Source organism: Paenibacillus chibensis, assembly GCF_004001045.1.
GTDB lineage: Bacteria > Bacillota > Bacilli > Paenibacillales > Paenibacillaceae > Paenibacillus_AQ > Paenibacillus_AQ chibensis.
In genome coordinates this window covers 174,987-197,022 of record NZ_BIMK01000017.1, presented here as the reverse complement: position 1 = coordinate 197,022, position 22,036 = coordinate 174,987, and the positions used below count along the sequence as shown (strand labels likewise).

Genomic DNA, 22,036 nt, shown 5'->3' with positions numbered 1-22,036 from the left:
CCCAGTATTCATGTTGGGTGTTTTCTTTATGGGAATTATTTCTTTATATCATAAATTACTACAGTTAAAATGTATAAAGATATCATACAATCTTGAGTTTCACAGAGATACATACAGAAGAGGAATGGTTGTAGATAATGAAAAGCACAAAGAATTTAATATTCATAATTCCGTTATGCTTTTGCTTAATGATTTTTTTTATTGATACGGATTGGAATGCCAAAAGAATCGCCCTGTTTACGTCTTATATCATCCTAGCAACAGCTTTCGATTGGAAACGCAAGGGTCAAATAGAGGCAACTGTAGTCCTACTTGTAGTTCTTGCAGCGATCACACTTTTTCTTCCCCACGTTTATTTCATTTTAGTGATACTCATGATGTCATTGTTTACGTTTATGCTCTTCAAGAAAGTTGGAATTAATGTTGAAGATTTCTTTGGCGAAAAAATTCATGTTTTGGCAGGGGTCCTGATCAAATTGTTGATTTGGATTTTTGGGATTGGTATTTATATCTTTTTATTTTTTGTGTTTTTGTTTAATTTCTTGAACAATTACCCGAAAAATCCTGTCGCAATATCATTAGCAAAATCTATTAATAGCTTTTCAATGATAATGACGAGTATTATTTTTTGCATTATTTTAATGTTTTTTATACTTGATTTCTTAATAAAGCTTATAAAAACAAATCTGAAAACCCTAAATTTAGATAGTAAACTTAATTCCACAACGATCCTCATCATATTATTACACGCAGGTTTTGCTATCATTTTTGTTGATTTAACGTATTCGGTACTGTACTTTTCTTTGACCGATGACGCTCTTAATGGATCCGAAGGTATTACGAATATCTTCAGCTTATTTAAGAATAGATGGGATTTCATGGTGCAGTCCTTTTTTTATTCTTTCTGCCTGCATTTCGCAATTCCACTGCCTAGCTCAACTTATTTAGATGCATTAGATAAAAAGGTGAGGAATCTCCCCTATTTGCAAATTATTGAGTTTTTTCATTTTTGTTTAAATAAGCTCGTTGATTTAACGATACTCGGTTCAATTGCAGGAGCCTTTACGAAAGCTTTAGGGATTCCAATAAATCAAGGTAAACAAAGCGAATAGATCTCCATCATCGTGTGGAATTTCCCTCTTGACCCTCCTCTTGGGTCAGGCTTTAGACTGCACTCAGAAAGGAGTGAAGCATAAGATGCTATTCACAGTCAAAGAAGTGTCGGAGATGTCCAAGGTGACGATCAAGACGCTGCATCATTACCACAAGCTCAGCCTGCTGGTACCGGCCGAAATCAGCGAGGCGGGCTATCGCCTGTACGGGACGAAGGAGCTGGAGCGCCTGCAGGCGATTCTGTTCTACCGCGAGCTGGACTTTACGCTTGAACAGATCGGCGAGCTGCTGGAACGGGAGCAGGACCGGGCTGGAATGCTGGCTGAGCAGGAAATGCTGCTTGAGCAGCGGCGCCAGCGGATGGACCGGATCATGGATACGCTGCGGAAGACCCGGGCGGGCCTGGAACAAGGAAAGCCGCTGGGGCAGGAGGACTTGTTCGTTGGCTTCGGAAGCGAGGAGGAATGGCGCGAGGCCCTGCGGGAGCAAAGCGAATACCTGAAGGAACAATACGGCGTGGAGCTGGAAGCCGAGCCGATCGCTGTGCCGGACATGAATGAGCAGGCCGCGGAGGCAGCGGCTTTCATGAAGGGGATGAGCGCTTCGCTGCAAGGCGGGGTCATGCACAATGATCCCCGGCTGCAGGACATGATCCGTGAACACCTGGCTTTCATGAACGATCATGGACATCAAGTATCGGCGGTCGATTTTGCCGGGCAGACGGCATTTTTCATGCAGGATGATTTTCACCTGAAGATGCTGGAATCGCAGCAAACGGGGCTTGCGTATTATTTGAATGCGGCTGCGGCGGCGTATGCCCGGACGGAAGAATAATCAGCCAAGCAACCGCATAACCCATACAGGCAGAGGATAAACGAACGGTTTATCCTCTGCTTTTTTGCGTCTGCCGCGATCCATTCCACTTATTTACAGCTCGCCGTCCACAAGGAACTTTTCCCCGCTCATCGAATACATACGCCTAACGACCCGAGGGAAAGGATGCTGCCGAATGAACACATGGACGCCCATTTGGAGGCGGGTGTATGGGTATTTCAAGCGGAATCTTCGCGCCAAGCTGTTTTTGTTCTTTTTTATCGCTTCCGCCGTGCCCCTGATGATTCTGGGGTATCTGTCATATTCGAAATCCACGGAGGAAATTCAGTCGCAGATGGTTCAATACGGACAGTCAACCATTACACAGCTGCAGTCGCAGCTCGACTCGTATTCGCGCCAAATGAAATCGACGACGCGCTATATCTACGCTTATTTGCTTGATCCGATCAATGGGACGCTCCATCCGGAAGAGCCGCAGGATTACGCCAGCTATGTCAGTCAGAAAAGCTTCAACCGATTTCTGGATGCCCATAAAACGGAGGAGATGGCGGGCATTTACCTGATTGCGCCGGGAGACATTTACTTCGGTTCACCCCAGGTTGACGTGAAAGCATTGAAGGAACAACCCTGGTGGAAGGGCATGCCGGCCGGTTACCGGGGCGAATATTGGACGAGCATCCACGACAGCAGCTATTACATTTCCCGCAACATGAACATTCCAAAGCAGGTGATGGGCCTTGTATTTCCGGTGCAAAGCCAATACGGCTTCCTGCAAAATAGCCGGATCGTCGTCGAAATGGATGCCACCAAGCTGCTGGAATCCTTCGGTACGCTGGAAAACAATCTGCATTCCTTCATCACCCTCCGGGACCGCGACGGCAGGCTTATCTATCAAAGCCCGAATATGGTCAAGGCGGAGGCGGATGATTTGATCTGGAAGCGCACCATTGAATCGAGCGGATGGAGTATTGAAGTGCGGACGCTGTATAAGCCGGTGTACCGCTCAACAATCATGATCCGTTATTTTACGATGGCCCTGATTGGTTTGGCGTTTATGCTGGTGCTGCTGATCTCGTATCTGTTCTCCTCGCGCATTACCAGACGAATTATATCGCTGAAAAATAAAATGCAGCTCGTGGGAATCGGCCAGCTTCAGTCCAGAATCGATACGGATACAGAGGATGAGCTGGGGCGGCTTGGCGCCAGCTTCAACAAAATGGTTGAGCAGATCCGGTATTTGATTCAGGAGGTGAAGCACAAGGAGCAGCTAAAAAAAGAAGCCGAGCTGCAGGCCTTTCACTACCAGATCAACCCGCATTTGCTGCTGAACACACTCAACATGATCCAATGGCAGGCGAAGCTGAAAAGCGACTCCGATATCCAGAACATGATCCATTATCTGATCAAGGTGCTGGAAGGCAACCTCGTCATAACCGAGGAACTCATTACGCTCGACAAGGAGCTGCAGACCGTGGAATATTACCTGAAAATTCAGGAGGTGCGCTACGGAGGGGCTTTTGAACGTTGCGATGCTGGCGGAATCGAAATCGCAAACCGACGGCGTATTTTTCCAGCAAATGCTGTGGCAGCGCGACCTGTGGATGTTCGGCAAGGACGGCTCCGTTCAGCTCGACCATCCGGAAGTGATCAAGACCGCGCAGTATTTCGTCGATCTCGTCAAAAACGGCTACGTGTACGAAGTGAAGCCATGGAGCGACGCCTGGTACAGTTCCTTCCAGCAAAATAAAGAAGCGACCATCGTTGGCGCATCTTGGTATGAGGGCCTGCTTCCGACGTTGATCGATCCGGACGCCAGCGGCAAATGGTCGGTGGTTCCGATGCCGAAGTGGTCGGCGGATGACCGGTACAGCAGCGCGATCGACGGCGGAGCCAATCTGGCCATCAATAAAAATTCCAAGCATCCGGAGGAAGCCTGGAAATTCATCGAATTCATGCTCGGCAAGGAAGAATCGCAGCTGAAAATGATGAAGGAAGGCGGCCTCTTCCCATCGCTTGAAACGACCTACAATGACGATGTTTTCAAGGAAAAGGTTCCTTACTTTAACGATCAGCCGGTCCGCACCCTTTACATCGACGCGGTCAAAAACGTGGCGCCGATCACCTACACCAAGGATTACCCGCTTGCGAACGAACTGATTACGAATGCCTTTGCCGAGATATTCCTGGATAACAAATCCGTTGAAAGCGTGTTCAAAAAAGCGGCAGCCGAACTGCGGCAGAAAACCGGACGCAAGTAGAACCTCACGAGCTAAGCACGCTTGTAAGATACAGAAGCTGCCCGTGCCTTATCAGGTACCCGCTTAATCGGGCTACCAAGGCACGGAAGCTTCGCTTCCTGGAGGAGATCGGATGCAAAACTTTTACTGGAGATGGCAGTTTAAAACCGCGCCGTACCGTTTTATCGCCCCTTTTTTCATATTATTTGTGGTATTCGTGTTTTTGCCCTTCGTATTCTCCATCTATTTGAGCTTTACGAACTGGCACGGTGAGGAAGCGAAGACATTCGTCGGACTCGCCAATTACAAGACGCTGATGATGAATCGGGAGTTCTGGCAGTCGCTGCTTAACAGCGTCATCATTTTCGTCCTGTATGTACCCGTGATGCTGCTGCTTGCGCTCATTTTCGCCTCATGCCTCAGCAGCGGCTGGATGAAGTGGACCGGATTTTTCCGTACCGTATTTTTCATCCCGAACATTACGTCGGTCGTTGCCATTTCCTTCGTATTCCTGCTGATTTTCAACTCGACCGGCATCCTTAACCAGGTGCTCATGAATGCCGGCATAATCCATAACCCGATACCGTTTCTGGAAACGCCATGGTGGGCCCGGGTATCGGTATCGCTGCTGGTGATTTTCCGGTGGACCGGTTACAACATGATACTGCTTCTCGGCGGCATGCAGAGCATTTCGAAATCGCTGTATGAAGCAGCTGAAGTCGATGGTGCCAGCGGCTTCAAGTCATTTTGGTACATCACGCTGCCCTTGATGCGCAGGCTGCTGGCTTTCTGCACTGTGTTATCCACGCTCGGAACGTTCTCGCTCTTTACGGAGCCGTTCATTCTGACCAAAGGCGGGCCGAATCTGGCCACAACAACGCCGGTGGTGCTGATCTATAAGGAAAGCTTTCAGAACCTGAACATGGGCTATGCGTCCACGATTTCAATCTTTTTCTTCATGGTCATGATGATTCTCTCCCTGCTGCAGCTGCGGCTGTTCCGGGAAAACGAATAGGCGGTGGGTCGAATGAGAAAACAGCACACAACTTTATCCATCGTCATGCTGCTTGTGTTTTTGGCGCTGGCAGCGGTATTCATGTTTCCGTTCATCTGGATGCTGAGCTCCTCGCTCAAGGATAAAAGCCAGATTTTCGCGAACCCGCCGGTTTGGATTCCGCACACGCTGCATTGGGAGAACTTTACCCAGCTGTTCACCGAGCGGCACTTTGGGGCGGTAATCGTCAACAGCCTGTTTACGTCCGTGACGGGCACGGTCGGAGCCTTGTTTTTCTGTTCGCTCGCCGGGTTTGCATTTGCCAAATACCGTTTTCGCGGCAAAGGGCTGATGTTTGGTCTGGTGCTGGCATCTTTGATGATTCCGATGGAATCAAGCCTGGTGCCGCTGTTTGTCATTTACCGCGATCTCGGGCTGATCGATCACTTGTGGGGCGTCATTCTCCCTAGATTGACCAGCGCCTTCGGTATTTTTTACATGAGGCAGTACTGCATGTCCGTGGAAAACGAATTGCTGGAGGCCGCGCGTATGGATGGCTGCTCGGAAAACCGGATCTATTTCCGGATTGTGGCGCCGATTCTGATTCCGGCTTTTGCAAGTCTGGGGATCATCTTTTTCGTGGAGGAATGGAATAACTTCCTTTGGCCGACGGTCATCCTTCGCAGCGAGAGTAATCTGACCATTGCTGTGGCGATCCGCGCTCTGCAGTCTGGGGTCCGCACGCCTTATAACCTGATTATGTCCGGTTCGGTCATCAGCATTTTGCCGATGCTGGCCGTGATTTTCATATTCCAGAAGCAGATTTTTGCCGGATTGACGGACGGAACTTTGAAAGGCTGAGAAGCTATACATGCGGCTGCTTAGAATGAAACTGTTAAAGGAGGCGTGACCATGGCAGCACCCCGAATAAAGGTTCTGATTGTCGATGATGAATTGATCGTCCGCAAAGGACTTCGCACCACGGTGCCGTGGGAGCGCTACGATATGGAAGTGGTAGCTGACGCGGGCAACGGAGTGAAGGGCTGGGAGGCGTTTCTGGCGTTTAAGCCCGATGTCGTCATTACGGATATCGTCATGCCGAAGCTGAACGGACTGGAGCTTGCCCGGAGAATCAAGCAGGCAGAGGCCGATACTCAGATCCTGCTGCTGAGCTGTCATGAGGATTTTTCTTATGCGCAGCAGGGGTTTAAGCTTGGAGCCTCCGGTTATATTCTCAAAACCGATATGGATGAGGACGAGATGGGATTTTACCTGGCACAGTTTCAGGAGCATTATCGGCAGCGCATCAGCGAGCGCAGCGGCACAGAGAATCATGTCCGCAGTCTGGAAGAGGCACGTCAGGCGCATATCGGGTCTTGGCTGGGCGGATTCTCGGGCGGCATTGAAGAGCAGCTGTGGCAGTGGTTCGCGGAGGACTGGAGCTGGATGGTGAAAGGCTCTGGCATCTTTCTGATCCGCTGCGGGGAAGACGGCGACAGGCTCCGGGATGACTGCTGGCAGGAACTGCTGCGGGACGCCGGGACGCCATGCGAGCGCATCGCCTGCGGTAAAGGCAGGACGTTCCTGATATGCAGGCCGGAGGCGGCTGACAGAATTGCATGCAGGTTAAAGGCTTACAAGGGCAGCTATGCCAAACTGATCTGGCATGAAGAGGAGTAGGTCTCCGGCGTTCAGCAGTGGATGGATACGATGCTCGGACTCTACCGGAAGGACGAACTGCGGAATCAATATGATCCGTGGGGAGAGGCTTGGCCCGATGCCATCATGAAGGCGGTGGTCCTTCTCTCGTCAGACCGGGGCCATAACTTATCCGTTGCCGAAGCGGCGGATGAGGTGGGACTGAGCCGCAGCCATTTCAGCACGCTGTTCAAGCGGACGGTAGGCGAGAGCTTCATTGATTTTCAATCCAGCATCAAGCTTCATAAAGCCGAGCATATGCTGGCAGACACGCTGATGAGCGTAAATGAAATATCCGACCAGCTGAGCATGGTGGATGCGGGCTATTTCAGCAAGTGGTTCAAGCGCTGCACCGGGCTGACCCCCAGTCAGTACCGGTCGGTTCGCCACCGCGATTCGACTACGGATGAGAAGAGAGGTCTACAGCGACATGATCAACAACAGGCACAAGCAGAATGACTGGGAGAATCTGAAGGTTTTGCAGCGCGGAAGGCTGCAGGACCATGCGTATTTCGTGTCCTACGCCGATGCGGCGTCGGCATTGACCTATGAACGGGGGCTTTCCCCATGGTTCCGCCTATTGAACGGTTCATGGCAGTTCCACTATGCGGAGGCGCCGAGCCTTGTGCCGGAAGGCTTTGAGAAGAATGGCTTCGAAGACTCGGCCTGGGCAACGCTGGAGGTGCCGGGGCATTGGCAGCTTCAAGGGTTCGGCAAGCCGCACTACACGGATCTGTACTATCCGTTTCCGGTTGATCCGCCGCGCGTGCCTTCGGATAATCCGACGGGTTGCTACCGCCGAAGCTTCCATATGCCGGCGGCTTGGAAGGATCGGCAAATCGTGCTGCGCTTCGAAGGCGTAGACAGCGCTTTTCATGTATGGGTGAACGGGCAGGAAGCGGGGTACAGCCAGGGCAGCCGTCTTCCGTCCGAATTTGATATTACCTCTTTCATCCGTGAGGGAGACAACCAGCTGGCCGTTAAGGTATATCAATGGTCCGACGGCTCATACCTCGAGGATCAGGATATGTGGTGGCTCAGCGGGATCTTCCGGGATGTTAGCTTGTTTGCCCGGCCCCAAGTGCAAATACGCGACTTTACGATCCGTACCGAACTGAATGATGCGCTGGATCAAGGCGTGCTGGATATCCGTGTCGAGGTCGGTAATGTAAGTACGGCAGATTCGCGCGGAGGCGGTTATCGCTTGAGCGCGAGGCTGCTCGACGGCAGCAAGGCGAAGGAGGTAGGGGCCGGAATGGTTAGCGGTATCGAGCCGGTGCCCGGTGCGGCTGAGCCTGCCCAGCTTCGCATTCAGGTGGAGCAGCCGCGGCTGTGGTCGGCCGAAGAGCCGAATTTGTATCATCTGCTGCTTACGCTCGAGGATCAAGAGGGCGGCATGATCGAATGCATCCCTTATCAGGTGGGCTTCCGGCGGATTGAGATCGCAGGCAACCGGTTTCTGGTCAACGGGGTGCCGATCCTCCTGAAGGGCGTCAACCGCCATGATTACCACCCGGAGCTGGGCCGGGCGGTGCCTTACGGAACGATGCTTCAGGATGTGCTGCTGATGAAGCGGCATAACATGAATGCGGTCCGGACGTCTCATTATCCGAACGATCCGCGGTTTTACGATCTATGCGATGAATACGGCCTATATGTGATGGATGAAACCGATCTGGAATGTCACGGCTTCGAGCTGCTTGGCAATATCAGCCGGATCAGCGATGATCCGGACTGGAAAGACGCCTATGTGGACCGGATGGTACGGATGGTGGAGCGGGATAAAAATCATCCCAGCATCATTATGTGGTCGATGGGCAACGAATCCGGTTTCGGCTGCAACTTCGAAGCCATGGCGAACTGGTGCCGCACCAAGGACCCGACCCGGTTGATCCATTATGAAGAGGACCGAGAAGGCAAGTCCGTCGATGTGATGAGCACGATGTATACCTCGGTGGAAAAGCTGGCCGAGCTGGCTTCTGCGGACGGTCCGAAGAAGCCGCGGATCATTTGTGAATACGCGCATGCCATGGGCAATGGTCCGGGCGGCTTAACGGAATATAACGATCTGTTCCGCAGCTGCGAAGGTCTGCAGGGCGGATTCGTCTGGGAATGGACCGATCACGGTCTGAAAACGGTGGATGATCAGGGAAGAAGCTACTACGCTTACGGCGGTGATTTCGGCGACATGCCAAACAACTCCAATTTCTGCATGGACGGACTGCTTTTCCCTGACCGGACGCCTTCCCCGGGACTCCTTGAGCTGAAAAAGGTCATTGAGCCTGTGGCGACGGAGGCGCTTGATCTGGGGCGTGGAGAGCTCGAAGTGGAAAACCGGTTTGATTTTATCGGCTTGACGAATCTGGAGGCATCATGGTCGCTTCATGCGGATGGGCGGCTGCTGCAAAGCGGCACCGTTCCTATGCCGGTCGTAGAGCCGCATGGCCGGGCGCGGCTTATCCTGCCTTACGACCTGACCGGGCAGTATGTTCCAGCTGCAAGCGAAGTCTATCTGACGGTTCGGTATGTGCTTCGGCAGGATTGCAGCTGGGCCGAACAGGGTCATGAAGCAGCAACGGCCCAGTTCCGGATTCCGGAAGAGCTGCTGTCTTCACCGCAAGCTATGCAAGCGGATGCGGGCGCCTATACACCCGAAACCTTGAGCTGCGCTGAGCATGGACGTCATCTGCACATAGGCGGAGCCGACTTTCAGGTGGTCTTTAATATGACAGAGGGAATCATCGATTCCTGGACCTCGAACGGAACGGAGTTGATTGCACGCGGCGGGGGACCGAGGCTGTCCTTCTGGAGAGCGCCAATCGATAACGACATGTACATGGTTCAGGAGTGGCGCAAAGCGTATATGCATCTGCTCCAGCATCGGATTGACGACGTGTCCTGGCGGCAAGACGCTGCAGGCTGCGTGACCGTAAGCGTCCATGCACGCATCGCGCCTCCGGTATATGATTGGGGCTTCCACTGTACTTACCTGTATAAGCTTCATGGCGACGGACGGATGCATCTGCTGGTGGAAGGCGTGCCGTTAGGCGTGCCGCCAAAAATGCTGCCGCGGATAGGTTTGGATCTGACGCTGCCGGGAGCGATGGGGCAGGTAGACTGGTCCGGCAGAGGTCCGGGTGAATCGTACGCGGACAGTAAGCAAGCGAATCTCTACGGCGTATATCATGCTTCAGTCGATGAATTATTCACGCCATATATCGTTCCGCAGGACAACGGAAACCGCGCGGATGTGAGCTGGATATCCGTGACGAATATCCGCGGGAGCGGAATATTGGCTGCGGGGATGCCGAGCTTGGAATTCAGCGCTCACCGCTATACGGCGGAAGATCTGGAAACGGCCATGCACTTGAAGGATTTAAAACCAAGGGATACCGTATCCCTGCATCTGGATTACCGCCAAAACGGGCTGGGCAGCAACAGCTGCGGACCGGCTCAGCTTCCGGCCTATGAGCTGCGGCCAGAAGCTTTTGAATATCAGCTCATGCTGATGCCTTATTCCAATCAGGCTGTATCACCAGCCCATCTGCGAAAGGAGCTAATGAAACGACATGCCGAATCATCAGAATATTTTGCGTTTGGACGGTAAAACGGCCGTGGTAACCGGGGGGGCTTCCGGCATCGGGTATGCCGCAGCCGAAATGCTGGCGGAGTTTGGCGCCCGGGTCATGCTGCTCGACATTCATGAAGAGAACGGGGAGAAAGCGGCGGCCCGCATCCGCGAAAGCGGCGGGCAGGCGCGTTTTTACCGCTGCAACGTGACGTCCGCGGAGGAGTGCCGGCAAACGGCGGATACCATTGCGGCGGAGTTCGGAGGAATCGATATCTTGCTCAACAATGCGGGAGTTATCCGCCGCAAAACGGTGGTCGATCTGGAAGAGAAAGATTGGGACCTGGTCATGGACGTATCCCTGAAAGGAGCTTATCTGCTCTCGAAATATGCAATCCCGCACATGGCTGCCGGCGGCGGTGGCAGCATCATTAATACGGGCTCAGGTTGGGGACTCAAGGGCGGCGATCAGGCGGCAGCTTATTGCGCGGCCAAAGCAGGCGTGGTGAATCTCACCAAGGCGATGGCGATCGACCATGGACCGCAGAACATCCGTGTAAACTGCGTTTGTCCGGGAGATACGGATACGCCGCTGCTGCGGGACGAAGCGAAGCAGCTTGGCCAGGAAGAGTCTTCCTTTCTCGTGTCCTCGGCGTCCGGGCGTCCGCTCCCGCGGCTGGGTACGCCGCAGGATATCGCAGGTGCGGTGCTGTTCCTCGCAAGTGAATTATCCGCGTGGGTAACGGGCAGCGTGCTGGTGGTCGATGGCGGCGGTTTGGCCTGAGCTGAGCCTGACCTTGCATGACTGAACAGATCAGCAGATCCACATTGGCTTGATAAGGAGAGATGACAAGATGGCACAGCCGAAACAAACAGTAATGCATCCCTATATACCGAACATGATCCCGGAAGTGCAGCGCCAAATGCTGGACGAAATCGGGGTGGAACGAATCGAGGACTTGTACCGGATCATTCCGGATGAGCTGAAGCTGAATGAGAAGATGAATTTGCCCCCGGCTTTATCGGAGCTGGAGCTGAGGCGCCATGTTCAGAAGCTGCTGAACCGGAACCAAAGCACGCAGGATATGCCCAGCTTTCTGGGGGCGGGCTGTTGGCCTCATTTTATTCCCGCGATATGCGACGAGATTAATCAGCGCTCCGAATTCGTAACTGCCTATGCAGGCGAGCCTTACGAGGATCACGGCCGTTTTCAGGCCCTGTTCGAGTACCAGAGCCTAGTGGCGGAGCTGGTCGATATGGATGTCGTCAACGTGCCGACCTTCGACTGGGCGCAGGCGGCTTCGACCTCGCTGCGGATGGCGGCGCGGATGACAGGACGCACCGAGGTGCTGCTGGCGGGGACCCTCGACAAGGATAAGCTGAAGATCATCGTCAACTATATTACGCCTGATCTGACCTATCAAATGGTTGATTTTCATCATGAATCTGGAGAATTGAGCCTTCAGGATTTACGCGGCAAAATGACGGGCAATACCGCCGCGGTCTACTTTGAGAATCCGTCCTTTCTGGGTACGATCGAGCCGATGGGGCAGCAAATCGCCGATATCGCGCATGAGGCGGGAGCGATCTGCGTGGTGGGGGTGGATCCGATTTCCCTCGGCGTTCTCAAGCCGCCAAGCCAATACGGGGCGGACATCGTTTGCGGCGATTTGCAGCCGCTCGGGATGCACATGAATTACGGCGGCGGCCAGGCCGGCTTTATCGCAACGCGCGATGAAGAGAAATACGTCATGGAATATCCATCGCGTTTGTTCGGCATTGCTCCTACCATCGTGGAAGGCGAATATGGCTTCGGTGATGTGGCCTATGATCGGACGTCGTTCCATGACAGGGAGAAGGGCAAGGAATCCGTCGGCACCCAAACGGCGCTGTGGGGCATTACGGCCGGGGTATACCTAGCGCTGCTCGGGCCTAACGGCATGGGGGAGCTGGGGCAGACGATCATGCAGAAATCCCAATATGCGGCCAAGCTGCTCGGACAAATCGAAGGAGTCACGATTCGGCTGCAATCCCCGTTTTTCAAGGAATTTGTAGCGGACTTTACGCAGTCCGGCCTGAGTGCAGCGGATGTCCTGAAGCAGCTGCGCGCCGCCGGAATTCAAGGCGGCCGGGATTTGTCGTCCGACTTCCCTGAACTGGGCGAGAGCATGCTGCTCTGTGTGACCGAGGTTCATGCGCAGGAGGAAATCGAGCAGCTTGCAGCAGCGCTGGAACGGATTTGCAGCCGGGGAATGGAAGGAGCGGAGTGCCGATGAAGCGGATCGTAAGGGAACACAAGGTTAGGAACTTTCATCAGGCCAAATGGGATGAGCCGGTCATTTTCGAGCTGCATAAGCCCGGAGAACGCGGCGTAGAGGCTCCGAAAGCCGAGTCTGCGATTGAGGCGGCCGTGGGAGCCGGCGTTTCATCGATTCCGGACAGCATGAAGCGGCAGCAGCTCCCGGCCCTGCCGGAAATAGGTCAGGCCAAAGTGCTGCGTCATTATCTGCGGTTGTCCCAGGAAACGCTTGGATCGGATTTCAACGTTGAGATCGGGCAGGGAACCTGTACGATGAAGTACATTCCGCGCGTCAATGAGATGATGATCCGCACGCCTAAAATGATGGATCTTCACCCGCTGCAGCATGAGGATGACGTCCAAGGGATTCTTGAGGTCTATCACAGCCTGGATCTTGCCATGCGGGAAATTTCCGGAATGGACCGGTTTTCATTTCAGCCGAGCAGCGGTACGCAGGCACTGTTGACGATGGCTTCCATCGTCCGGGCCTATCATGAATCGAGGGGAGAGGGCGAGCAGCGCAATGAGATCATTACGACGATGTTTTCCCATCCTTCCCAAGCGGCCACGGCGGTCGTCAAAGGCTACAAAATCATTACGGTAATGCCGGACGCGGACGGTTTTCCGGATATTCAGCAGCTGAAGCGTGCCGTTTCCCGCCGGACGGCTGGATTCGTAGTTGCCAACCCGGAGGACACGGGCATTTTTAACCCGCGCATCCGTGAATTTACGGATATCGTTCATGCCGCAGGCGGGATTTGCTACTATGATCAGGCAAATGCCAACGGGCTGCTCGGCGTTACCCGGGCGAAGGAAGCCGGATTCGATATGTGCTTCTTCAATCTTCATAAGACCTTTGCAGCGCCGCATATGTGCGGTGGACCTGCCACAGGGGCACTCGGCGTCGTTGAAGCGCTTGCCCCGTTTCTGCCGGGCCCGCTCGTGAGCCGCAATGGAGACCGGTATGAGCTTGAGGAGCCGGGGGATCTCAGCATCGGGAAGGTACGCAGCTTCCACGGCGTAGCCCAAACCGTGCTCCGTTCGTATGCGTGGGTCCGCAGTTTGGGAGCGGAGGGGCTTCTGAATGTAGCTCGGGTGGCGGTGTTAAACAACAACTATCTGTATCATAAAATTCTGCAAATTCCCGGAGCCTCGGCGCCTTACATCCAAGGCAACCGGTTAGAGCAAGTGCGCTACAGCTGGCAAAAGATGACGGAAGACACCGGCGTGACAACGGAGGACGTTACGCGCAGGATGTGCGATTTCGGGCTGCATTACTGGACCAGCCATCACCCGTACGTGGTACCACAGCCATTCACGCTGGAGCCGACCGAATCTTACTCCAAGGAGGATCTGGACGAGTATATTCAGGCGCTCGCGCAGATTTCCCAAGAAGCTTACAGTCAGCCGGAAACGGTGAAAAATGCGCCGACGCGCAGTACCGTGCATCGCATTGACGATTCAAGCTTCGACGATCCGGCGGAGTGGTGCATTACCTGGAGAGCTTATTTGAAGAAGACGGCAACGTCCCAGGATCGGCAGCAATAGAAGAGAGGACCGCTGAGCTCGTCAGCGGTCCTCTTTATGATGGAGAGCCCTCTCTCTCATGAAATTCATGCAGTAAAATTTTGATGAGGTTAAAGTTTCATCAAATTTATAAAAATAAGGTAACTTTATTTAGAAAAAAAGGTAACTTTTTGTTTGTTTCATCGTCTACCCCTTTAGAACGCAAATGATCTGAGGGGGAGCACATATGCATAGAGGAGTTAAAATAACCTTGTTTATTCTGCTGGCATCTCTGCTGATGAGCGGCTGCAGCCAGCCCGGACAGGCTATCGATCCGGCGGAGTCCGATGAAGCTGCCACTCCATCCGCTGTTGTGAATGTGACCCCGGAAGCCAATGGAACGGACAGCACCATTAGCAAACGGATAGAGGAACCGGTGCCGGTCACAATTGATAGCAAGACCTACTTATTTCCTGTGGATGACTCCCATAACCAGGATCTGGTCCATGCCGCGCAGACTTCCCAAGGCATCGTATGGGTGACGGCTCCGGAGATGAAGAACTCGGAATCGGAGCTTGACCGGGTTCCGCTGGAGCCCTTTGTATTTTACCTGCATGAATCAACGGAGGAATCCGTCACCATACCGAACTCCAAGCCGCTGTACAAGCTGCCGCTTCAGGACGATGACGGCAACTGGTATTTTCCATCGGGTCTATACGGCGGGATCCGGAATCATGTCCTCATTGATACGTACCGCCGAAAGCCGGGGATGGCCCAGCCCAAATTCTGCGAGCTGCTCGATCTCGATCTAACGACAGGAGAAGCGAAAACGATCATAACGTACCACGACACCGGAGGCTTCATGTTTGACGTTGCCATTGATGTTCAGACCGGGGACGTCATCACTGTCCAGGGAACGCCGATCGAGGCGGATCTGGCCAATGAAGCTCATGTATATCATACGGCTACCGGAAAAAGCGAAAAGATCCAGAAATTCAGCAAGGGGCAGGGAAGGATCGTCTACTGGATCGGCAATAAGTCATTCGCTGCCCCTTTTGCGGATATATACAATTAAAGAAACCGTTGTTATCGCCTGCAGCCGTTAGAATCCAGATCCATTAGCTTGGGATTGCGGTTTGCGGGGAATCTCACCTTCAGTTTAAAAAAGGAGACGGCCGCGGCCGTCTCCTTTTATCATGCCTATGTCCTTTTCGCTAACTTACTTCAATGCCTTCGGCACCGGAACCGCAATCAGCTTGCCGGCATCCTTCGCCTGAATCACGAGGGTATTTCCGGAGCGCAGCGTCGGACCGTAGTTGCGGGAGCCGGTCTGCACGGTAAATGCAGGAGCCGTCGTCTGCAGGTTGTAGCCATGGAATATGCCGTCGCTCTGCCCGATATACACCCCGTTGCCGTAAATGTCGGTCTGGACGACTTGATTGTCGGTTCTCCAATTTACCTTTTGCCCGTCCCCAAGCTTCATGCCTATCACTTCATTGGTAGCATAGTTCATAAAATAAATTCTGCCGGCGTGCACGGACCCGATCAGGGTTATGCGGCTATCGGGCTTCATCCATTTTTTCACAGGTTTGCCGTCCGGCTCATAATGGCTGAAGTCATACTTGAATATGGCGTTCTCCGTGACCAGATACAGGTCATTCCCGTCAAGGAGCATGGAGCCGCTGTAACCGGATGAGGAGGAGCCCGGTTCGGCTTTCGGCCAGGTGTATACCCGCTCGCCCACCGTTTTGCCTGTCTTGGCATTCAGAACGGAGAGAGTCATCTTGTGCTGGGATGTATCGGTTACTTCTTCAAACGGAGTGGACTCTGCTGCGGTATAAACAAGCCCGTCCTTAACGCCAATAGGCGTTTCATGATGGTCGGCTTTCCATAAAATTTGACCCGTGCTCTTATCGATGGCGTTGACCTGGGAGTAAGAAAGCGCACCGGACAGGACGTAGGATACGAACACGACGCCGTCCTTCTCCATGGTAATCGAGCCGGCGTATTCCGCCTGCTCTTCGGCAGCCTTCCAGCGTTGTTTGCCTGTCTTGGCATCCAATGCGATCACGGCGTTTTTGCTCGTCACGTAAACGACGTCTCCGCCGAATAAGACGGGAGCATCCGCATCGGTCATGCTTGCGGCCGTATGCCACAGCTCTTTGCCGGTCTTCGTGTTTACCGCATAGACATGGCCGTCTTCGCCGATGCCAAAGGCATTTCCACCCGCGGCCTTAACGGCAGGCTTCAGCTTGCTTCCGTAGGTGAATATTTTGGCGCCGGTGGCCAGATTTAGTGCGATCAGCTTTTTCCCTGAAAAAGACAGCACGGATCCGAGATCCGTCACAGCCGAGCTCGAACCCGGATCGACCGCTGCCGTCCACTGCGGCTTTTGAAGAGGGGCTTTGACCGGCTCGGCGGCCCAGGAAGAATACGATATGGCGGGCGAGTCGGCATGGATCGCGGGGAGCGGAGCTCCGCCCCAAAGAATGGCCGCGGCGAGGGCGGACAGGACCCCGGCACGGAGCTGTTTGTTCGATTTCATCATGATTGACCTCATTTCTGCGAATGGTTTAAAAGAATAATAGGATCTTTCGTCATGGACTCCATTAATTTAGACGCCATATTCCAAAATAAGGTTTCCGTCTGCCGTAAAATATTCAATATAATGGGAGCATAGCTGATGTTTTGAAAGAAGTGTAATGGAAAGAAGTATCCTGAAAGAGTGGCACCTTCCGTCAACCGGGTTCATGCTTTTATGGTAAAATATGCTGCATGCTGGAACGGACGGCTTACTTGTTACGTATCAAATGACATATGAGTGATCAGAACAGGGGAGGACTGCAACATGGGTAATGATATGAAAGTGATTTTGACGGAGAAAATGCCCAGCGGCGAGCTGCGGCATATTGAAGAAAGAAGCTGGAGCATGAATATGGTCACGGCGCTGGAGCATGTGAACTATCTCGTCGTCGGCGGGCAGGAATACGAAGCGATTGAAGGCCGGCTGAATGTGGACGAAGGCAAGCTGGAGCTGCTGCTCGTCCGGATTCGAAATGAATAGCCATCCATCGAGCGGAAGGGAGGAACGAAACAATGACGAACGAACAACGGCCACAGGATCAGGGCAAGGATAAACCGGCATCCAGGCTGTTTACGCCGGAAGGCAAGCCGATCAAGGTCCTGTCCACGTCGCTCGGCCTGGCACTGCTCGCGAACGCCTTCATGATGCCTGGCGCCACCGCGGCGGACAGCAGCACCGGCACAACCGATAAGCCGAAGCTGGTTTCATGGTCTACCGAGGAAGTGAAAGCTTATTTCGATCAAAATGCCGACTGGAACATTCCGCTGCCCGAGGATCAGAAAAAGGATGAAGAGGGTCAAACAGGGACGACAAGCGGAAGCGGCGGAGGCGGCGGAACGACCGTGATCAACAATTACGGGGTCAGCCATTCCGGCTTTGGCTGGGATGATCTATTGCTGTACCACTTTTTGTTCAATAGCGGGTCGATCTACCGGCCGAGCACCTATTATGACAATCGACGCACGTATTACACCGGCACATCGCAGACGTATAAGCCGCGTTCTTACTCCAGCGGAGCATTTCAGAACAAGCCGGTTGTCGGTTCGACGGTTACTCCGAAAACGTCCCGGTCGACCGGCTCGATTACCCGGCGCGGCACGTCTTCCGGCTCCGGCGGAATCGGCGGCAAGTCGAGCGGATACAGCTCGTCCGGCAGCAGCTCAAGCTCGAAATCGGGCATCTTCTCGGGTTCGGGATCGAGCTCGCGGAGCAGCGGGTTCGGCGGATGACGGACAGCGTATTCGAGGTGCTTGATCCCGGCGGAGAGGATCGCAAAGCGCGCGTAGAGCAGCTTAAGGAGCTGGGCTTTGCCTGGGCGGATCTGGAGGAAGAGGAATATTGGCTTGACCAATTGGTGGTCATGAAGCAGGAAACCTATGAAGAACTGGAGCAGGCATCCATCCGGCTGTGGAGCATTCTGGACCGGACGGTGCGTTATGTGCATGGCAACCGGCAGCTATATGAGCTGATCGGCATCCCGGACGTGCTGTGGGATATGCTGGACATCTGTCCGCTGCCCGCGGAGAATCGGATCAGCCGCTATGCCCGGTTTGATTATGCCGTAGCGCATGACGGCAGCATCAAGCTGTACGAACTGAACGCGGATACCCCGACGGGTTATGTGGAAGCTTCGATCGTGACGCCCTGGATGTGCAGCGAAGCAGGCGTGGACTCGCCGAACAGGCAGATGAAGGGGATTGTCGCGGAAGCCTGGGGTGTGGAGCAGCCGGATACGGCGGCCTGCATCGCTTACGGCGAGCATTTGGAGGATTCGGGCACGATCGATGCGCTCGTCAAGCATAGCGGTCTGGATATGACCTGCGTGGATTGCCTGGATCTGACCATCGACGAGGGTATCGTCAAGGATGGCAGCGGGCGCGAGATCAAGCGCATGTTTGCCCTATATCCGAAGGAATGGATGGCCGTGGACGATGGCGGTGACGCGCTCGCTTATGCGATCGAGACCGGCAAGCTGACGCTGTTCAATCCGCCGCACAGCATTCTGCTGCAGTCCAAGGGGCTGATGGCTGCGGTTTGGGGACTCTTCGAGCTGGGGCTTTTGTATAACGAAGACGAACGCGAAGCGATTGCTGAATATATTTTGCCGACCTATAACAAGCCGGTCTTTTCGGGGAGCTATGTCTCCAAGTCGATGTTCGGGCGCGAAGGGGGCTCGGTGCGGATGTTCGACAGCAGCGGGGAGCTGGAAATCAAGGACGAGGACGGCTTTGATACCAGCGAATTATTCCCCACAGTCTATCAGATGCGAGCCAATCTGCCGGAAATCGAGACCGTTGTCGGAAAGCGGCGTCTGCTTACGGGCATGTTCATGATTAACGGGAAGCCGTGCGGCCTGCTCGGGAGAGCCGGCGGGCTGATTACCGGAAATACGAGTCATTTTATCGCGATAGGAGTGAAATAGATGAGAAGAAGCGGGGATCACCGATACCGGTCTGCAGCAAGGGTGAGGCTTGCAGCCGTTTTGGCCCTATCCATGCTGGCCGTGCTGCTGCTGAATGCCTGCTCGAACAATGAAAGCTCGGTCTTCCATACAAGCTCGGAGGAGACGGCGCTGAACAATGTATCCCGCGTGCCGTGGGATTACCGGATCGTGGAGAGCACCGTTGGTGATTTGATCGGCAGCGACATGACGATCTCGCCCGACAACGAGCTGATGCCAAACGACGAGAATTATGCAACCGGAGACAAAGTCTGGGCTCTGCAGTATATGGACGCGGAGCTGACGACGGACGCGAATGAGCGCAGCAACGTTCAGCTGTCGGCCTGGAGCACGATCAAAACCTTCAAAACGCAGGCGGATGCCAAGAACGACATGGCCAATCTGAAGGTAGCCGTCACGACGGAAATCGATCTGATCGGTGTCTATAAAACGCAATATAAGGATCAAACGCGGAACTTCGCCGTGCTCGAGCTGCCTTCGGGCAACCGGATCAAGCAGCCGATCGACGACAAGCGTTATACGGAGCTGGAGAAGAAAAAGAAGGTTTCCGTCCAGCTGGAGGAAATCCATGATTTTGCCGATTATGATTCGGCGTATGCTAAATTCAGGGGGTGGGCGGGTTGACCGTTGTTGTGAATCTGGTCGTGAGTGTCCTTGTCATCATCGTGCTGCAGCTTCTGGGCATGCTGATTTTCAGCTGGATGACGCCGTTTAAGGACATGGAGGAATTGAAAAAGGGGAACGTGGCTGTAGGCCTGGCATGGGGAGGCAAGTTCCTGGCGACGGCGATCATTCTTGGCGTTGCGGCATATACGAATACATCCATCTGGTTTTTGGCGATGTGGTTTGGCGTCGGTTACGTGTGCCTTGTGGCGTCCTACTGGATTTTCGAGCTGGTCACGCCAAGCTTTAAGATTTCCGAGATGCTGCAAAAAGGAAATGTGGCGGTAGCCATCCTGCTGTGCATGGTGTTCATCGGAACGGCTTTTGCCATCAGCAGCCTGATCGTTTAAAAGATTAGGTGAGTTCGTTTGGATTTGCGGGGCCCTTTGGCTTGGAAAAAGCGGAAGGGCTTTTTGCAATTCGCACATGAAAATACAGAAAAAGGAAGGAATCGCAACACGGCTTGTGGAAGCAAGCTAGAGATTTTTATATGGCAGGGGAGGGTTTCCGATTTGAACATGCATCCTTACCAAAACCTCACGATTCTACTGATTTTGTCTTTAAACCTGACAGGGATTTCCGGCATACAGATTATGACCGGCATCCAGCGCCATGAGCCGTCTGTTCTTGCCTTAATATCCTTCCTTGTGGCTCTGGGCTCCCTGGCGGGATTCCTGTTCATCGTATATGATATGGTCACGCGTAGACAGGATCGTTACGAGGGTAAAATCATTAACAAGGAAGGACGGTCCGTGAACATTCTTACGACGGAGAACAGGCTGAAACGGCTCCGGGTGAATCTGCCCGAGGTGCTTGAACGGCTGCAAGCTGAGCAGAATGTGGAGTTCAAGCTGACCCATTTCACCCGCATCCCGGTGAGCATTCATGTGCTGGCGGAAGCGCCAGTGCCAGAGAGGGTGGCAGCCGAACGTCCGGACGTAGACGCCCCCCGGCTATGAATTCAACGAAGGGAAGAAAGGACGGATGCACATGAATCCATCGATATACGAAAATTGGAACGGGCATCAGGTTAAGCTGACCTGGATCCCGGGCGAGGAGCAGCGGGAGACGGCGCTGGTGACCAGTGTGCACGGGATATGCCTGCATCAGGGGCTTGTCTTGGCCGTGCATGTTGAAGGACGCGGCTTCAATCTGCCGGGAGGGCATGTGGAGCCAGGCGAAACGCCGGAGCAGGCCTTTCACCGGGAAGTGCTGGAGGAAGGCAGCGTCACAGGGACGGCGGTGTATCTCGGGAAAATGGAGGTCAATCACGAGGAAGACGAGCATTTCGATCCGAACGGAAAGTATCCGATGATCGGTTATCAGCTGTTTTACCGGATGGATATTTCGGAGGTGCATCCCTTTCAGCGCGAGTATGAGTGCTTGTCCCGGATCTGGGTGGAGCCGGAAGAATTCGAACATGTCGTCCAAGAGCATCGGTTAGTTAAACGGGTGCTGGAGGAGGCGCTACATCGGGAAGCGCAGCGGTAAGCAAAGGAAGCAGTATGGTACATATCCTATCTAAGAAATGAATGGGGGGGAGTGGCGAGCGTCATGCGGGCCCCGCCATTCCCACTGAGAATGTAAGTGATTATTCCAACTTGCCGGATTGATGCGCATAGTTCCGGATCAGCATCCCCTGTGCCTTGCGCATGCCGAGGTTCGCGTAGAAATCCTGCAAATCCGGGTCACACAGCAGATCGACCATGTATATTTCCTTCAGCTTGTCCAGCATGCGCTGGGTCAGTTCTTTGCCGATCCCCCGGCCCTGATAGGAAGGCACGACCTCCAGCAACGGAATGTAAGCCGTGAGTATCTGGTCGGATAACGCATTGATGAAGCCGACAACGCGTCCGGTCTGATCATCGACGGCAAGAATCACATGGGTGGAGTTCTGGAGAATGCGGATAAATGTAGCGATGGAGGGCGGATTAGGCCAGCCGTCAAAAAAGCCGTTTTCAAAAGAAGCTTCGGTTACACGGTGCACGTGTTCCTGATAAATGATCATGAGCAAGTCCCTGCCTTTATGAATATGAGATGGTCCTTCAACGTTTTGATGAAGGCGATATCCTTTTAGCA

22 protein-coding genes and 1 pseudogene are annotated in these 22,036 nt (G+C 53.6%); 21 read left to right on the top strand and 2 right to left on the bottom strand.

Translation table 11 applies throughout. From position 1 onward, the window contains the following. The 14 genes and pseudogenes from PCH05_RS27560 to PCH05_RS15385 form a co-directional block, all read left to right on the top strand. Positions 1-205, top strand: a 205-nt coding sequence (locus PCH05_RS27560) for a hypothetical protein (protein ID WP_218030530.1), incomplete at its 5' end; no start/stop codon positions are given. Further along, positions 189-1,112, top strand: coding sequence for a hypothetical protein (locus tag PCH05_RS15445; RefSeq protein ID WP_164766664.1), 924 nt, complete (start codon positions 189-191; stop codon positions 1,110-1,112). The genes PCH05_RS27560 and PCH05_RS15445, both read left to right, overlap by 17 nt. Before the next feature lie 85 nt (positions 1,113-1,197). Beyond that, positions 1,198-1,947 (top strand): MerR family transcriptional regulator, encoded by a 750-nt coding sequence (locus PCH05_RS15440; RefSeq protein ID WP_127603407.1) that lies wholly within the window; start codon positions 1,198-1,200, stop codon positions 1,945-1,947. A gap of 175 nt (positions 1,948-2,122) precedes the next feature. Continuing rightward, positions 2,123-3,448, top strand: a pseudogene (locus tag PCH05_RS28015) (sensor histidine kinase); the annotation flags it as partial. Positions 3,449-3,476: 28 nt separating this feature from the next. Continuing rightward, positions 3,477-4,205, top strand: a complete 729-nt coding sequence (locus PCH05_RS15430; protein WP_307719543.1) for an extracellular solute-binding protein — start codon at positions 3,477-3,479, stop codon at positions 4,203-4,205. Positions 4,206-4,317: 112 nt separating this feature from the next. Then, positions 4,318-5,199, top strand: a complete 882-nt coding sequence (locus PCH05_RS15425; protein WP_127603402.1) for a carbohydrate ABC transporter permease — start codon at positions 4,318-4,320, stop codon at positions 5,197-5,199. 12 nt (positions 5,200-5,211) lie between these two features. Then, on the top strand, positions 5,212-6,039 hold the full coding sequence (locus PCH05_RS15420) for a carbohydrate ABC transporter permease (protein ID WP_127603399.1): 828 nt from the start codon (positions 5,212-5,214) through the stop codon (positions 6,037-6,039). Between the two features lie 51 nt (positions 6,040-6,090). Continuing rightward, positions 6,091-6,858 (top strand): response regulator, encoded by a 768-nt coding sequence (locus PCH05_RS15415; RefSeq protein WP_127603397.1) that lies wholly within the window; start codon positions 6,091-6,093, stop codon positions 6,856-6,858. Positions 6,859-6,879: 21 nt separating this feature from the next. Then, a complete protein-coding gene (locus PCH05_RS15410; protein WP_127603395.1) occupies positions 6,880-7,335 on the top strand; it encodes a helix-turn-helix transcriptional regulator in 456 nt (151 codons plus the stop codon). Continuing rightward, the gene (gene ebgA / locus PCH05_RS15405; protein WP_127603393.1) at positions 7,307-10,483 is read left to right on the top strand and encodes a beta-galactosidase subunit alpha; all 3,177 of its coding nucleotides are present in this window, start codon (positions 7,307-7,309) and stop codon (positions 10,481-10,483) included. The genes PCH05_RS15410 and ebgA overlap by 29 nt, the downstream gene beginning before the upstream one ends. Next, entirely contained in the window at positions 10,446-11,228 is a 783-nt protein-coding gene (locus PCH05_RS15400; RefSeq protein WP_127603391.1) for an SDR family NAD(P)-dependent oxidoreductase, read from the top strand. Before ebgA ends, PCH05_RS15400 begins: the two co-directional genes overlap by 38 nt. A 70-nt stretch (positions 11,229-11,298) precedes the next feature. Then, entirely contained in the window at positions 11,299-12,720 is a 1,422-nt protein-coding gene (gene gcvPA, locus PCH05_RS15395; RefSeq protein ID WP_127603389.1) for an aminomethyl-transferring glycine dehydrogenase subunit GcvPA, read from the top strand. After that, on the top strand, positions 12,717-14,291 hold the full coding sequence (gene gcvPB / locus PCH05_RS15390) for an aminomethyl-transferring glycine dehydrogenase subunit GcvPB (protein WP_127603387.1): 1,575 nt from the start codon (positions 12,717-12,719) through the stop codon (positions 14,289-14,291). The genes gcvPA and gcvPB overlap by 4 nt, the downstream gene beginning before the upstream one ends. A gap of 205 nt (positions 14,292-14,496) precedes the next feature. Then, the gene (locus tag PCH05_RS15385) at positions 14,497-15,324 is read left to right on the top strand and encodes a hypothetical protein (protein WP_127603385.1); all 828 of its coding nucleotides are present in this window, start codon (positions 14,497-14,499) and stop codon (positions 15,322-15,324) included. Positions 15,325-15,468: 144 nt separating this feature from the next. On the opposite strand, the gene PCH05_RS15380 is transcribed toward PCH05_RS15385, so the two are convergent. Next, entirely contained in the window at positions 15,469-16,794 is a 1,326-nt protein-coding gene (locus PCH05_RS15380; protein ID WP_164766663.1) for a PQQ-binding-like beta-propeller repeat protein, read from the bottom strand. Between the two features lie 303 nt (positions 16,795-17,097). Here PCH05_RS15380 and PCH05_RS15375 point away from each other — a divergent pair, with 303 nt between their 5' ends. The 7 genes from PCH05_RS15375 to PCH05_RS15345 all read left to right on the top strand — a co-directional run bounded on the left by PCH05_RS15375 (position 17,098) and on the right by PCH05_RS15345 (position 21,448). Beyond that, complete coding sequence (locus PCH05_RS15375) at positions 17,098-17,313, top strand: hypothetical protein (protein ID WP_127603381.1); 216 nt, start codon at positions 17,098-17,100, stop codon at positions 17,311-17,313. Positions 17,314-17,345: 32 nt separating this feature from the next. Next, entirely contained in the window at positions 17,346-18,062 is a 717-nt protein-coding gene (locus PCH05_RS15370) for a hypothetical protein (protein ID WP_127603379.1), read from the top strand. Next, positions 18,059-19,255, top strand: a complete 1,197-nt coding sequence (locus PCH05_RS15365; RefSeq protein ID WP_127603377.1) for a glutathionylspermidine synthase family protein — start codon at positions 18,059-18,061, stop codon at positions 19,253-19,255. The genes PCH05_RS15370 and PCH05_RS15365 overlap by 4 nt, the downstream gene beginning before the upstream one ends. Continuing rightward, complete coding sequence (locus tag PCH05_RS15360) at positions 19,256-19,918, top strand: hypothetical protein (protein WP_127603375.1); 663 nt, start codon at positions 19,256-19,258, stop codon at positions 19,916-19,918. It begins immediately after the preceding gene. Beyond that, on the top strand, positions 19,915-20,307 hold the full coding sequence (locus PCH05_RS15355) for a DUF350 domain-containing protein (RefSeq protein ID WP_127603373.1): 393 nt from the start codon (positions 19,915-19,917) through the stop codon (positions 20,305-20,307). Before PCH05_RS15360 ends, PCH05_RS15355 begins: the two co-directional genes overlap by 4 nt. A gap of 162 nt (positions 20,308-20,469) precedes the next feature. Then, positions 20,470-20,916 carry a hypothetical protein gene (locus PCH05_RS15350; RefSeq protein ID WP_127603371.1) on the top strand — a complete coding sequence of 149 codons (447 nt, stop codon included), beginning with the start codon at positions 20,470-20,472 and terminating at the stop codon, positions 20,914-20,916. A gap of 31 nt (positions 20,917-20,947) precedes the next feature. Next, positions 20,948-21,448, top strand: coding sequence for an NUDIX domain-containing protein (locus PCH05_RS15345; protein WP_246049602.1), 501 nt, complete (start codon positions 20,948-20,950; stop codon positions 21,446-21,448). Positions 21,449-21,548: 100 nt separating this feature from the next. Here PCH05_RS15345 and PCH05_RS15340 read toward each other — a convergent pair whose 3' ends face one another. Further along, a complete protein-coding gene (locus tag PCH05_RS15340) occupies positions 21,549-21,965 on the bottom strand; it encodes a GNAT family N-acetyltransferase (RefSeq protein ID WP_127603367.1) in 417 nt (138 codons plus the stop codon). Between the last annotated feature and the right edge of the window lie 71 nt (positions 21,966-22,036).

Bases quoted from the DNA above. Each gene is read 5' to 3' on its own strand.
- PCH05_RS15445 (WP_164766664.1), top strand. From the start codon at position 189: ATGATTTTTTTTATTGATACGGATTGGAATGCCAAAAGAATCGCCCTG.
- PCH05_RS15440 (WP_127603407.1), top strand. From the start codon at position 1,198: ATGCTATTCACAGTCAAAGAAGTGTCGGAGATGTCCAAGGTGACGATC.
- PCH05_RS15430 (WP_307719543.1), top strand. From the start codon at position 3,477: ATGCTGGCGGAATCGAAATCGCAAACCGACGGCGTATTTTTCCAGCAA.
- PCH05_RS15425 (WP_127603402.1), top strand. From the start codon at position 4,318: ATGCAAAACTTTTACTGGAGATGGCAGTTTAAAACCGCGCCGTACCGT.
- PCH05_RS15420 (WP_127603399.1), top strand. From the start codon at position 5,212: ATGAGAAAACAGCACACAACTTTATCCATCGTCATGCTGCTTGTGTTT.
- PCH05_RS15415 (WP_127603397.1), top strand. From the start codon at position 6,091: ATGGCAGCACCCCGAATAAAGGTTCTGATTGTCGATGATGAATTGATC.
- PCH05_RS15410 (WP_127603395.1), top strand. From the start codon at position 6,880: ATGGATACGATGCTCGGACTCTACCGGAAGGACGAACTGCGGAATCAA.
- ebgA (WP_127603393.1), top strand. From the start codon at position 7,307: ATGATCAACAACAGGCACAAGCAGAATGACTGGGAGAATCTGAAGGTT.
- PCH05_RS15400 (WP_127603391.1), top strand. From the start codon at position 10,446: ATGCCGAATCATCAGAATATTTTGCGTTTGGACGGTAAAACGGCCGTG.
- gcvPA (WP_127603389.1), top strand. From the start codon at position 11,299: ATGGCACAGCCGAAACAAACAGTAATGCATCCCTATATACCGAACATG.
- gcvPB (WP_127603387.1), top strand. From the start codon at position 12,717: ATGAAGCGGATCGTAAGGGAACACAAGGTTAGGAACTTTCATCAGGCC.
- PCH05_RS15385 (WP_127603385.1), top strand. From the start codon at position 14,497: ATGCATAGAGGAGTTAAAATAACCTTGTTTATTCTGCTGGCATCTCTG.
- PCH05_RS15380 (WP_164766663.1), bottom strand. From the start codon at position 16,794: ATGAAATCGAACAAACAGCTCCGTGCCGGGGTCCTGTCCGCCCTCGCC.
- PCH05_RS15375 (WP_127603381.1), top strand. From the start codon at position 17,098: ATGGGTAATGATATGAAAGTGATTTTGACGGAGAAAATGCCCAGCGGC.
- PCH05_RS15370 (WP_127603379.1), top strand. From the start codon at position 17,346: ATGACGAACGAACAACGGCCACAGGATCAGGGCAAGGATAAACCGGCA.
- PCH05_RS15365 (WP_127603377.1), top strand. From the start codon at position 18,059: ATGACGGACAGCGTATTCGAGGTGCTTGATCCCGGCGGAGAGGATCGC.
- PCH05_RS15360 (WP_127603375.1), top strand. From the start codon at position 19,256: ATGAGAAGAAGCGGGGATCACCGATACCGGTCTGCAGCAAGGGTGAGG.
- PCH05_RS15345 (WP_246049602.1), top strand. From the start codon at position 20,948: ATGAATCCATCGATATACGAAAATTGGAACGGGCATCAGGTTAAGCTG.
- PCH05_RS15340 (WP_127603367.1), bottom strand. From the start codon at position 21,965: ATGATCATTTATCAGGAACACGTGCACCGTGTAACCGAAGCTTCTTTT.